Annotated in this window: 9 protein-coding genes; 2 read left to right on the forward strand and 7 right to left on the reverse strand. The window is 68.5% G+C overall.

Translation table 11 applies throughout. From position 1 onward, the window contains the following. Positions 1-2 precede the first annotated feature (2 nt). Together WC815_17905 and WC815_17910 are read right to left on the reverse strand one after the other, a co-directional pair. The gene (locus tag WC815_17905) at positions 3-1,586 is read right to left on the reverse strand and encodes an amidohydrolase (GenBank protein MFA5910658.1); all 1,584 of its coding nucleotides are present in this window, start codon (positions 1,584-1,586) and stop codon (positions 3-5) included. Between the two features lie 13 nt (positions 1,587-1,599). Further along, positions 1,600-3,699, reverse strand: coding sequence for an aminotransferase class III-fold pyridoxal phosphate-dependent enzyme (locus WC815_17910; protein MFA5910659.1), 2,100 nt, complete (start codon positions 3,697-3,699; stop codon positions 1,600-1,602). Positions 3,700-3,755: 56 nt separating this feature from the next. Between WC815_17910 and WC815_17915 the strand changes: the two genes are divergently transcribed. Together WC815_17915 and WC815_17920 are read left to right on the forward strand one after the other, a co-directional pair. Further along, entirely contained in the window at positions 3,756-5,540 is a 1,785-nt protein-coding gene (locus WC815_17915; GenBank protein MFA5910660.1) for a CocE/NonD family hydrolase, read from the forward strand. Between the two features lie 39 nt (positions 5,541-5,579). Beyond that, a complete protein-coding gene (locus tag WC815_17920; protein ID MFA5910661.1) occupies positions 5,580-7,289 on the forward strand; it encodes an amidohydrolase in 1,710 nt (569 codons plus the stop codon). A gap of 180 nt (positions 7,290-7,469) precedes the next feature. Here WC815_17920 and WC815_17925 read toward each other — a convergent pair whose 3' ends face one another. From WC815_17925 to WC815_17945, 5 genes are all read right to left on the reverse strand, one after another. Beyond that, positions 7,470-8,858, reverse strand: a complete 1,389-nt coding sequence (locus WC815_17925; protein ID MFA5910662.1) for an amino acid permease — start codon at positions 8,856-8,858, stop codon at positions 7,470-7,472. Continuing rightward, positions 8,855-9,925: a nitronate monooxygenase gene (locus WC815_17930; GenBank protein MFA5910663.1), complete on the reverse strand. Its 1,071-nt coding sequence runs from the start codon at positions 9,923-9,925 to the stop codon at positions 8,855-8,857. The genes WC815_17925 and WC815_17930 overlap by 4 nt, the downstream gene beginning before the upstream one ends. Continuing rightward, a complete protein-coding gene (locus WC815_17935; protein ID MFA5910664.1) occupies positions 9,871-11,625 on the reverse strand; it encodes an amidohydrolase in 1,755 nt (584 codons plus the stop codon). The genes WC815_17930 and WC815_17935 overlap by 55 nt, the downstream gene beginning before the upstream one ends. Before the next feature lie 141 nt (positions 11,626-11,766). Further along, complete coding sequence (locus WC815_17940; GenBank protein ID MFA5910665.1) at positions 11,767-12,624, reverse strand: hypothetical protein; 858 nt, start codon at positions 12,622-12,624, stop codon at positions 11,767-11,769. Continuing rightward, complete coding sequence (locus tag WC815_17945; protein MFA5910666.1) at positions 12,608-12,799, reverse strand: hypothetical protein; 192 nt, start codon at positions 12,797-12,799, stop codon at positions 12,608-12,610. Before WC815_17945 ends, WC815_17940 begins: the two co-directional genes overlap by 17 nt. Position 12,800 lies beyond the last annotated feature (1 nt).

Below are 12,800 nucleotides of genomic sequence, written 5' to 3' on the forward strand. Positions count from 1 at the left end.
AGTTATCCCGAGTACGCCTGATGGCCGCCCACCCACGTCTGTGTCACCCGGAGCGCCGTCAGGGCCTCGGGCGGCGTCTCACTCAAGTTGCCCGACAGCACGGCCAGGTCCGCCCACATTCCCTCGTGCAAGCGGCCGCGATTCCCGTCGTCGCCCGACGCGACCGCAGCGCCCCGGGTGTAGGCGTCAAGCGCCTCGTCCAGGGAAATCGCCTGGCCCGGCGCAATCGCGTGGCCATCCTCGTCGCGACGGAGCATCGCCGCCTGGATGCCAAGCAGCGGCGAATCGTTCTCGACCACCGGCGCATCCGACGACAGCGCCACCGTCACGCCCGCGTCCAGCATCTCGCGGACCGGATACGCCCGCGCCAACAGCGCATCCGGCAGATACTGCCGGAAGTTGCGGCCGAGCGCGTGGACGAACACCGTCTGCGGCACCGCGATCACGCCAAGCCGCGCCGCTCGCGCCAGGTGCCCGGCGCCTGGCAGCCCGAAGTGCTCGATGCGGTGACGCAGGGGCCCCCGGCCAAGGGCCTCGTACACGCGCAGCACCTGATCGATGGCGAGGTCACCAATGGCGTGGGTGGCCACGCGCCAGCCCGACTCGTGCGCGTCGCGCGCCAACGCCAGCAGTTCGTCATGCTCGAAACGCAGCACGCCGCGCGTGTCGGCATGGCGGTAGGGCACGCTCAACGCCGCCGTGGCGCCACTCAGGCCGCCGTCGGCGAAGAACTTCACCGTGTCAATGCGCAGGCGATCCGACCCGTGGCGGCGCGCGGGCAGCGGCACCGCGCCCACGCCATCGACCAGGCGCAACGCCATCACGTTGATGCGGCCCGGCAGCCGCCCGTCCTCGTCCATCCGCAAGTAGGTCTCGATCAGCTCCGGCCCGACGCCCGCATCGTTGGTGCTCGTGATGCCCAGCGACAACTGGTGCCGCATCGCCGCGGTGATCATGGCGGCGTAGTCGTCCGCAGTGGGCGGCGGGACCTGACGCAGGACCAGGCCCATGGCCGTTTCGCGCAGCACCCCGGTCGGCTCGCCGTCTTCGCCGCGGTCGATCTCGCCGCCCGGGGGCGGCGCCGTGTTCCGCGTAATGCCGGCCCGCGCCAGGGCCACGCTGTTGCACACGACGATATGCGCGCACGTCCGCATCAGGACGACGGGCCGATCGGAGACGACGGCGTCCAGATCGACGCGCGTCGGCGGGCGGCGATCGGGGAACCGGGCCTCGTTGTAGCCGCGGCCCTGCAGCCAGGCGCCGGGCGGGAGCCGGCCGGCCTGATCGCGCAACCGCGCCGCCAGGCCGGCGAGGCTTTCGACGCCGCGCACGTCGAGCAGCGTCGTCAGCAGATGCCCGATCTTCCAGATGTGCGCGTGGGCGTCGACCAACCCCGGGATCAGGGTCTGCCCGTCCAGATCCACCATGCGCGTGCCGGGCCCCCGCAGCGCCAGCACATCGTGGCCGGCGCCGACGGCCGCGATGCGGCCGCCCGACACCGCGAGCGCCGTCGCGGCCGGGGGCCCGCCGCGCCCCGTCCACAGGACGCCGTTGTGGAAGATCGTCTCGGCCGTGTCCGCGCGCATCACCGGACGCGCGTCAGGATCGGCCGGCGGGCTGAAGCCGATCGGCGCTCGCGGCCGGAGCCGGGACGAGACGCGCCTCGACCTCGGTGAGGGCCTGTTCGATCACGCCGAGGCCTTCGTGCAACTGGTCGTCGGTAATCACCAGCGGCGGCAGGAACCGGATGCCGTTGGTGAAGAGCCCGGCCCGCATGGCGATGACGCCCTTCTGGCACGCCGCCCTGATGATGGCCAGCGTTTCATCCGGCGCCGGCTGCTTCGTGGCACGGTCCTTCACCAGTTCGATCAACATCATCGAGCCAAGTCCCCGCACGTCGCCAATCAGGGGATGACGGCCCTTCCACCCCTCGAGCGTCTCTCGCAGCATCACGCCGATGCGCTCCGCCCGCGCGAGGAAGGCCGGCTGGCGCATCATCTCGATCGCGGTGATCGCGGCGACACAGGTCAGGGGATTGCCGCCGTAGGTGCCGCCCATGCCGCCCACGTGCGTCGCGTCCATGATCTCGGCGCGACCCGTGATGGCGCTCACCGGCATGCCGGCGCCCAGCGACTTGGCGGTCACGATGATGTCGGCGGCAATGCCGTAGTGCTCCAGCGCAAACAGCTTGCCCGTGCGGGCGAAGCCGCACTGCACCTCGTCGGCAATCATCACGATGCCGTGCTGATCGCACAGCTCACGGATGCGGCGCATGACGCGCGGCGGCACCGGGATGAAGCCGCCCTCGCCCTGGACCGGCTCGATGATGATCGCGGCAACTTCGGACGGATCGACCTGTGCCGTGAAGGCGTGCTCGAGCTGATGGATGGTCCAGGTGACGCAGTCGTCCGCGGTCATGCCTTCTGGAGCGCGGTAAGCATTGGGCATCGGCAGGCGGACGATCTCGCCCGCGAACGGGCCCATGCTCTTCTTGAACAGTCCGTACTTGCTCGTGAGGCTCACCGCCAGCAGCGTGCGGCCGTGGTACGCGCCCTCGAAGCAGATGACGCCGGGCCGCCTGGTGTACGCCCGCGCGGCCTTCACGGCGTTCTCCACCGCTTCCGCGCCGCTGTTGGAGAGCAGCGTCTTCTTGGCGAACGCCCCGGGCGTCACCTCGTTGAGCAGTTCGCAGAGCCGGACGTAGGACTCGTAGGTCGCCACGAGCGAGCCCATGTGAATCAGCTTCTGCGCCTCGGCCTGGATCGCCTGGACCACCGGAGGCGGGCAGTGGCCGACGGCCAGCGCGCCGATGCCACCGACAAAATCGATGAAGGTGTTGCCGTCGACGTCGTGCACGAGCGCGCCCTCGGCGCGATCGACGACGACGTCGGTCGCCTTCCCGAGGCCCGTGGGAACCGCCGCCACCCGCCGGGCGAGCAGCGCCTTGCTGCGGGGGCCGGGCACTTCCGTCTTCAGCTGAATCGATGACATCTCTGACTCCTTCACTTGGCCGGCGGGCTCTCCCGGCCGGACTGCGCCCTGCACGTCCCTGGCCGCATCGAGCACGATCAGTACACTGTAATTGTCGCAGATCGGGTCGCTCAAGTAGTCCTTGAGCAGCGCCCGGAACTCGAAACCCACCTTCTGCTGCATGGAGAGCGTCGGGTCGTTGAGCCGGCCGCTCACCAGCCCCTCGTAGTACGACTCGGCGCTCATCTGGTGTTTGACGGCGCCGAAGCCGCTCATCATGCCCGCCGTCACCTGCCCCTTGAGGCCCAGCGCCCAGACCAGCTCCTGGCGCGCGGCGTAGAGCGCCTGCGCCAGGCCCCGTCCGCGATAGTCCGGGTGCACACCAATATCGGCGCCGTACAGCCAGTCGCCGTCCGGCTCGTGCGACGTCAGCCATCCGCCCTGGATGACGTCGGCAAAGGTATGCGTGCGGTCGTTGAAATCGAAATGCAGCCGGATGGTCACCGTGGCCGCCACCACGCGATCGCCGTCAAGCCCGACCAACTGCCCGGCCGGAAACAGCTCGAGGTGCTTGCGGTAGTGGGCGGCCTTGAAGCGCTGATCGTCAGCCAGGGTCGGAAACACCACGCGCTGAAGCGCTTCGAGTTGGCCGGCGTGTTCGGGCTGTGCCGAGGCGACGACAAGACCGTCCGGCAGCACACGGCGATAGGCGCCCATGCTGGCGTGCATCGCGGGAGTATACTGCGCGGTGACACGCCGTGGGCGTGCTGCCGCTCAAAGGTCAAATGCGCCTCACCCACAACGCGATCGCCCGCTACCAGGTGGCGTTCGCCACCCTCTTCGCGCTGACGCTGTCGGCCCAGGCGCCGACGCCCGCCGGCCAGACGATGCTGCGCGAAGTCGATGTGGCGGTGCCGATGCGGGATGCCGTCGTCCTTCGCGCTGATGTCTTGCGTCCGCCCGCTCAGGGACGGTTCCCGACGTTGGTCTATCGCACGCCGTACGGCAAGCATGCGGCGCTTGACGACGAGACGATCTTCAGCCGCGCGGTCGAGCGGGGCTACGCCGTCGTCGTTCAGGACGTGCGCGGCCGTTACCGGTCGGACGGGGAGTTCCGGCCCTACGAGAATGAAGGGCGCGACGGCTTCGACACCATCGAATGGGCCGCCCGCCAGCCGTGGTCAGACGGCAGCGTCGGCACGTTCGGGTTGTCGTATCCAGGCGCCGTGCAATGGCTCGCCGCCGTCGAGGCGCCGCCGCACTTGAAGGCCATGGTCCCGGCCATGACCTTCTCGACCCCTCAGAATTTTTTCTACACTTGGGGCGTCTGGGACATGTCCTGGACCTACTGGATCTGGCAGAACATCGCGCCCGACGTTCGCGTCAGGAAGGGCCTGCCCGGGCCAAGAACTGCAGCCGACGCGCGCAAGGGCTGGGCGGCGTTCGAGCGGAAGATGGAGGGCACGCTGCCGCTCGATCAACTCGAGGAGTTTCGCGACGTCGCGCCCTATTATTTCGATTGGCTGCACCATCCGCCGGACGACCCCTTCTGGAATTTTGCCGAACTGCGCGGCAAGTACTCGCGCACGCAAGCCGCCGTGCTCAACTTGTCTGGATGGCACGACGACAACTACGGGCCGGAGGGAGCCACGACCAACTTCGCCGGCCTGGTGAGCTCGCGTGGCGGGCAACCCACGCGCACGGCCTTGCTGATCGGCCCCTGGGTGCACGGCGTGGACGCCACCGCCCGCACCAAATCGGGCGAACGCGAGTTCGGCACCGCTGCCGCGATTGCCTACGACGAGGTGGTCCTGGACTGGATGGACCGTCACCTGCGCGGTGATCGCCAGGCCGCGCCGCCGGATCCCGCCGTCCGCTACTTCGTGATGGGGGACAACCGGTGGAAGACAGCCGGCGCCTGGCCGCCTCCGGCACGTGCCGTCGCCTATTACCTGTCCGCGCCGCCAGGCCCGGCCCCCCGGCACGGGGCGCTCACGGCGGAACCGCCAACCGGCGCCACGCCGCCCAGCGTGTTCATTGCCGACCCTGACGGCCCCGTGACCAATCCGTACGGCGGGGCCGGCGCGCACGACTATCGGCGGCTCGCCGATCGAAGCGACGTGCTCACCTTCGATTCGGCCCCTCTCGACCGCGATACCGAGGTCACCGGCCCGATCCGTGCCCGCATCTACGTGTCGTGCGATTGCCGCGACACTGACCTGTGGGTCCGCCTGCTCGACGTCGCGCCTGACGGCACCGCCTACAACCTCATGAGCCCCGGACTCGACGTCGTGCGGGCCAGTTATCGGGATCTGGAGAAGGGGCGTCAGCTCCTGGAGCCCGGCGAGATCTACGAGCTGCGTCTCGACCACCTGGTCACCAGCAACCTGTTCAAGCGCGGGCATCGCGTCCGCGCCCAGGTCTCGGCGAGTTTCTTTCCCAACTTTTCCCGCAACCTGCACACGGGAGATCTCGAGACCGTGTCGGCGCGGCGGCAACGCGCCACCATTCGCGTCCATCACGGCGGCGCGCACCTGTCCCAAGTGGTTCTGCCTGTCGTGGACCGCTGAAGCGTGACGACCGCAATGAGTCACAGAAGGAGATTGTCTATGAGGGTTCGTGCGGCGTCCTGGGTCTGCCTCGCATCGCTGGCGTTCGCGACCGCGGCATGCAACACCACACCATCGCCGGCCGCGGGAGACGTCGCCGACCTGATGATCGTGAACGGCCGGGTGCTCACGGCAGACGAGCAGGGCACGATCGCGCAAGCGGTGGCCGTCGCCGGCAACAAGGTCCTCCGCGTCGGAACCGACCAGGAGCTCGCGGCCCTTCGCGGGCCTCAGACCCAGGTCATCGACGCGCACGGCGCCACGGTCACGCCGGGGTTCAACGACTCGCACGTTCACTTTCTCAGCGGCGGCGAGACACTGGGCGACGTCAACCTCGCGGGCCTGACCACGCTGGCGCAAGTCCAGGCCGCGATCCGTGACTTCGCCGCCGCCAAGACCGAGGTCGCATGGGTGAAGGGCCGTGGCTGGCTCTATTCGCCCTTCCCGGGCGGCACTCCCACGAAAGCGCAGCTGGATGCCGTCGTCGCCGATCGACCCGCGGTGATGACCTGCTACGACGGCCACAGTATCTGGGTGAACTCAAAGGCGCTGGCCATGGCCGGCATCACGAAAGACACACCGAATCCCGCCAATGGCGTGGTCGTCAAAGACCCGAAGACCGGCGAGCCCACGGGTCACTTGAAGGAATCGGCCACCGGCCTCGTCCGCGGGATCATGCCGAAGCCCACCGCCGCGGATCGACGCGCGGCGCTGCGCACCGCGGTGGCGCACGCGCACCGGTTTGGCGTTACGAGCGTGCAGAACGCGGGCGGCGATCCTGACGAGATGGCGCTGTATGACGAGGCGCGGCGGGCCGGCGAACTGCAGGTCAGGACGTATCTGGCCTTCTCGGCGCAGGCGGGCACGACCGAGGCCGACCTCGATCGCATGGAGGCCGTCCGGAAACAGTTCGGCGACGACCCGGCGTTGAAGACGGGTGCGGTCAAGATCTACGCGGACGGCGTCATCGAGAGCCGGACCGCGGCCCTGCTGGCGCCGTACACGAACAGTTCCAGCGCGGGCTCGCCCAACCTCTCAGCCGACGAACTGAATCGCCTCGTCGCGATGGTCGACAAGCGCGGCTGGCAGATCTGGATCCACGCGATTGGCGATCGGGCCATCCGCATGTCGCTCGACGCGTTCGAGCGGGCGGCGGCGGAGAATCCCGCCCCGGCCGGCGGCCGGCGCCATCGGATCGAACACATCGAGACCATCGATGCCGCCGACATTCCGCGGTTTGCGCGACTGGGGGTCATCGCCTCTCAGCAGCCGATGCACGTGCCGCTGGGCGACATGAATTCCGCGCACCCGTCCGGCCCGTGGCCAGACAACATCGGTCCCGACCGTGCCTCGCGGGCGTGGGCCTGGAAGAGCATTCACGACGCCGGCGGCCGGGTGACGTTCGGCAGCGACTGGCCGGTGGCGCCGCTGTCGCCGGGACAGGGCATCTGGGTGGCGGCGGCGAGAACGGGTCCGCCCAACGCCGCCGATCAGAAGCTGCCGATGCGTGACGTGATCAGCGGCTATACGCGCTGGCCGGCGTACGCGTCATTCGAGGAGCAGCGCAAGGGCACGCTGGCCCCGGGGATGCTGGCGGACCTGGTCGTGCTATCCGCGGATCTCCTGGCCCGGCCGCCGGCGACGGCCACCGACGTCGTGGTGGAGGCGACGATCTTCGACGGCAAGATCGTGTACCAGAAGCCGAAGTAACGACGCGGCCTGGCGGGTGCTAGTGGTCCGGATTCGAATTAGCTCGTGCATCGAGGGTGGCGATGCGCCCGAATGGCAAGGCGCGACGACCGAGCATATTGAGCATATGTAAGGGAGGAGCAACGCCGCCAGTCGGGATGCAGCGCCAGCCGAATGCCGAGCTAATTCGGATTCGGACCACTAGCGGGCGGTCCGCGACCAATACAGGTAGAACGGCAGGCCCAGGGCCACCAGCCCGAGGCCGGCGATCGACGCGGTGGGCCGCTCCATCAACGTGTTCCAGACGAGCGCGAAGGAACCCAGCACGTAGAGTGCCGGGACCACCGGATACCCGAGCGCGCGATACGGCCGCGGCGCATCAGGCCGCCGTGCCCGCAGCACGAAAATCGCCACGCCGCCGAGCGTGCCGAAGAGCACGGACGCAAACGTCACATACGTGAACAGGGCCTCGTAGCCGCCCGTGAGCGTGAGGAAGGCCGACCACCCGCTGGTGACGAGCAGCGCGACATGGGGCGTGCGATACGCCGGATGCACACGCGCCGCCGCCGGGAAGAAACGGCCATCGGCCGCCATGGCAAAACAGGTCCGCGATGAAGCGATGACACCGGCCACGTTGCATCCGAACGTCGACACCACCACGGTCGCGGCGACGATCGCCGCGCCGGCCGGTCCCACCAGTACGGTCATCGCCTTCTCGGCGACGCGGGTGACGCCCGACATCTCTTCCAAAGTGAGCGAGTAGAAGTAGGCGAGATTGACGCCGACGTAGATGGCGGTCAGTGCCAGCGTGCCGTAGATCAAGGCGCGCGGGACGTTTCGCGCGGCGTCCTTGATCTCGCCGGCGGCAAAGGCCACGTAGTACCACCCCTCGTAGGTCCACATCACGGCGATCATGATCACGCCGAACGACGCGAGCGGGCGCAACGCGCCAGGCGGCACGACTGGCGTCCACACCGGTTCCACGCGCATGTAGGCAATGGCCAGCAGCGGTATCACGACGAGGCCGACGACCTTGGCCACCGTGAGCAGCGTGTTCGCGAGGTTGCCGCTGCGCACGCCGACGTAGTTGATCGTGGTGATGATGGCGATCGATCCGGCGGCCACGAGCTGCCCGGCGCTGATGCTCCAGGCGCCCCACGGCATGGCGAACGTGACGAGCACCCGGTCGGTGCCGAGCGACGGGAAGAAGTAACTGAAGTATTCGGCAAACCCCACGGCCACACCCGCGACGCTGCCCGTGAGGATGACCAGGAGGCAGGCCCAGCCGAACAGGAATCCCCACACCGCCCCGTAGGCCTCGCTCAGGAACACGTAGAGCCCGCCCGATCGCGGGAACATCGATCCCAACTCGGCATAGGTGAGGCCACCGGCCATGGCCAGCATGCCACCAGCCACCCAGGCCGACAGCACGAGCGGCGTAGACGGTAACTCCTGCACCATGAGGCCGGTGGTCAGGAAAATGCCGGATCCGATGACGCTGCCAATCACCAGCAGCGTGGCGCCCCAGGGACCAATGGCGCGAACCAGCTGGGCATCAGCGTCGGGTGCCGGACGAAGGGCGGGACTCACAGCCTTGCCGCTCGCGCGTCGGCGCCGCGAACGGCGGCGGTGGCATCGCGCATCATGGCGTCGATGATGGCCGCGGCCGGGTGAATTCCAGTAACGTGTGCGGAGCTGTTGCCGGCGTACAGGCACATCTGCTCGAAATCTCCAGTCGTCGATCGCAAGGGCGAATCAGTGCCGCACCGGTAGACCGGCCGGCCTTCGTCGTCGCCGATCACGTCGCGCGGCAACTGGTCCGGATGATTGCCCCACAGCGTGTCTCCCGCAGCCGCGGTCACGCTGTTCTTCAACACGCGCACCGGCGCATGCGGCGGCCAGCCGATGGCAAACAGGTCGGTGTGCACGGTGTCGCCAGGTCCGGCCGCCACGATCCGCTGCTTGTGGTAGTCGTGGGCGAACGACTCAGGGCTCGCCAGGAAGATCGTGCCGCACTGCACGCCGTGGGCGCCCGACTCCAGGGCCGCGGCCAGGCCGCGCCCATCGGCAATGCCGCCGGAAGCCACGATCGGGACCGCGAGCGTATCGACCACCTGCGGCAGGAGGACCGACAGCGGCAGACGGCCGCGCACGTGGCCGCCCGCCTCGACGCCCTGCACGATCACCACGTCGGCGCCGGCGGCTTGCGCCAGGACCGCATCCTCGAGCGATCCCACTTGATAAAGCACCAGGCATCCCGCGTTTTTCGCCTGCTCGACGATGGCGGGATGCACATCCCAGAAGAAGCACATGGTCGAGACGCGCGCGTCGAAACACGCGGCCAGCTGGCCGGCCAGCAGCGCGGGAGCGGTGGCGAACGGGACAAGATTGACGCCGAAGGGCCTGGCGGTGCGGCGTCTCACGTCGGCGATTTCCCGGGCGATGAGCTCGGGCGATTCGCCCACCATGCCGAGCAGCCCAAAGCCACCCGCCTCGGATACCGCGGCCGCCAGTTCCGACCGCGCCGGTCCGCCCATGCCGGCCGAGATGATCGGGTGGCGGCAGCCCAGTGCCTCGGTCAGCCGGGTCGGGATCGTGGCGCTCAGCGCGCCCCCCCACGATACACAACCGTGCCACGCACGAGCGTCAGCTCGCACCGCATGTCCTTGAGCGCCGCGGTGGGAACCTCGTACGGGTTGCGATCCCACACCGCGAGGTCGGCGTCCTTGCCCACCTCGATCGACCCGATGCGGTCTTCGAGAAACATCGTCCTGGCCGCCCAGATGGTGTACGAGCGCAGCGCCGTCCTGATGTCCACCGACTCCGCCGTTCCGAACGGCGTGGCGCCGAACGTGCCGTTCAGCGTTTCGCGGGCCACCGCCGCCCACAGTCCGTAGCGCCCGGCAAACGGCGTGACGGGGTAGTCGGAGCCCCCGCCCCACTGCACCCCCTTGCGCGTGAAGGTCTTGAATGGGTTGAGGCGTTGATTGCGCGCCCGTCCGAAATTGCCCGCGTAGTTGTCGCCAATCCACCACATGAACGTCGACGACGCTTCGGGGTAGGCGGCGTCGTAGTCCCGCTGCAGGCGCGCCATCGTGTCGATGGCGCGATCGGTGGGGATGTTGCCGTGAATGAGGCCATGGCGCAGGCCCCGCGTGGGCCTGGCTTGCAGCGCGCGGTCGTAGGTGTCGATCACCCAGTCGATCGCGCGATCACCGATGGCGTGCGTGCTCACGTGGATGCCGGCGTCGTGCAGCTCGGTGACCATCTGTCGGTATTCATCCGGTGGCGTCGAGGGATAGCCCGGATTGCCCTTGTCGATGTCGATGAGGTTCTTGTTCCAGTCGTCGTGCAGCCACGCCGTGCGGGCGCCGCCGCTGCCATCCATGTACATCTTGACGCCGCCGGAAATCAGCATGCCATCCCCGGCCAGCCCGGCTTGCCGCGGGTTGGCCTGCGCGCGGGCCAGTACCGCCGCGCGGTCCTCGAGGCGGCGGGCGCCCGCCCACAGGGCGAAGACCCGAACCGTGAGCCGGCCTTCGCGGAGGAGCTCCTGATACAACTCCCACTTCGCAGGGCTGATTCCAGGATCCTTGGCGCCGGTCATGCCCTCCTTGTTGAAGTCTTCGATGATCTTGACCAGCCCCTGCTTCAGCTGATCGCGCGTCAGGGGCGGCACCAGGCGGTTGACCAGGCCCATCGCCGATTCCTTCATCACGCCGGTCGGCATGCCGTCGGCGGTGCGATCGATGGTGCCGGCCGGCGGGTCTTTCGTGTCCTTCCGTACTTCGGCCATCTTCAGCGCGTAAGTGTTGGCCACGCCGTAGTGGCCCGTGGTGTGCGTGAGCCACACCGGGTTGTTCGGGGCCACCGCGTCGAGGTCGGCGGCGGTGAGATAGCGCTGCTCGGCGTACTTCCCTTCGTCCCACCCGCGCCCCCTCACCCACTCGCCCGGCTTCAGCCGGGCGACATAATCCGCCACGCGCTTCTGCGCATCGGCAATGGTCTTGATCGAGGCGTCGCCGAGGTCGACCGTGAACAGCGCGTCGGCTTCAGTGAAGTGAACGTGGGTGTCGATGAGCCCGGGCGTGACCGCCCGGCCGCGCAGGTCGATCACCTCGGTGGCGCTGCCGATGCGCGCCTTGATTTGATCGGTGGTGCCGACCGCCGTGATCTTCCCGCCGGTGATGGCCACCGCCTGTGCCACCGAGTCGCGGCCATCAATCGTGATGACGCTCCCGTTGATCAGGGCAAGGTCGGCGGCGGCCTGGGCCTGTGTATTTCGCTCGCCCGTCGAGAGGACGATTGCGCAGCAGGCGGCAATCAGGGCGCCGCGGCGGAGGGGCGTGAATGGCATGTGCATGATGGGTCGCAGGTTTCAATGTTTACGCGGCGGGCGATGCCGCGGATTGTGCCACAACTCCTGGCCGTCGGCTCCGCTTCCCGGGCCGCTGTAGCTGGAGAAGCCTGTCTCCGTCATCTGCGTCACATCTGCGGCCTAGATCGTGACCCCGAACCGCCGCGCCAGGATCAGGGCGCACGCCATCGAGAGCAGGCCGTACACGATCATCCAGTGCGCGCGCCAGCCAAGCACCTCGAGCCCTGGCTCGGGATACATCACCGTGATGGCCGCAATGCGGCTCTCCTCGGGCACGAGCGGCTCGGACGGGTAGAGCACCTGGCCGGCCAGTCCCGCCTGCAGGCGCCTGGGCGAGCGTCGTGCCCGGGAGGCCGACACCTGCAGTGATTTGGTCACGGCCCGGTCGCCGTCGCGAATGGTCAGTGCGTAAGTGCCCTCCGCGTTGGGCACGATGCGCCACAGCACCTCGTTGGACCCCAGCAACCGCACCGCGGCGGTGTCGATGCGAATGCCGTCCGGCGCGTCCATGACCAGCGCGTCTGCGGAGACGTCCGCCGAGGACGCCGTCTGCCGCAGCTCCACCTTGACGATGGCCGGCACGCCGGGCGTGAGTCCTTCGTACCCGTAGAAGCCCTGTAACTGCGCGACCACCAGCACCAGCGGGATGGCCATCCAGAGCAGCGGCACCAGGGACAGGCGCAGGTAGTGGGCGTTGCACATCACCACCTCGCCGAGCGCCCGCAGCACGTTCACCGGGTCGTCGCCGAAGAGGCGGATCTCGAACAGCGCCGCGTGGATGCCCCGCTTGGTGGTGGCCAGGCCCTTCTGGTTGGACGTGCGGGCCACCACCAGCAGCATCACCACGGCCGTGACCAGCGACACGACCAGCAGGCTCGCCACGGGCGGCCATCCCATGAGCGGGCCGAGGGCCGCGTCGAACGCGGCCGTGAGCGCGCCGTTCACCCACGCCAGCGCGCGGTCAGGAAATGTAGCCAAGCCCCTTCAGCTTCTTCTTGATGTCTTCCTCGGAGTCGGAGCCCTCGAACTTGGCCAGTTCCTTCTCGATCACGTGCGTGACGAACTCGTCCACCGACGAGTAGCCGGCGAGGTCGGCGAAGCGCTTGACCTTCGCCAGCAGGGCCTTGTCCAACTTGATGTTCGATCCAAACATG

This window comes from Vicinamibacterales bacterium (genome assembly GCA_041659285.1).
Classification (GTDB): Bacteria; Acidobacteriota; Vicinamibacteria; order Vicinamibacterales; family UBA2999; genus 12-FULL-67-14b.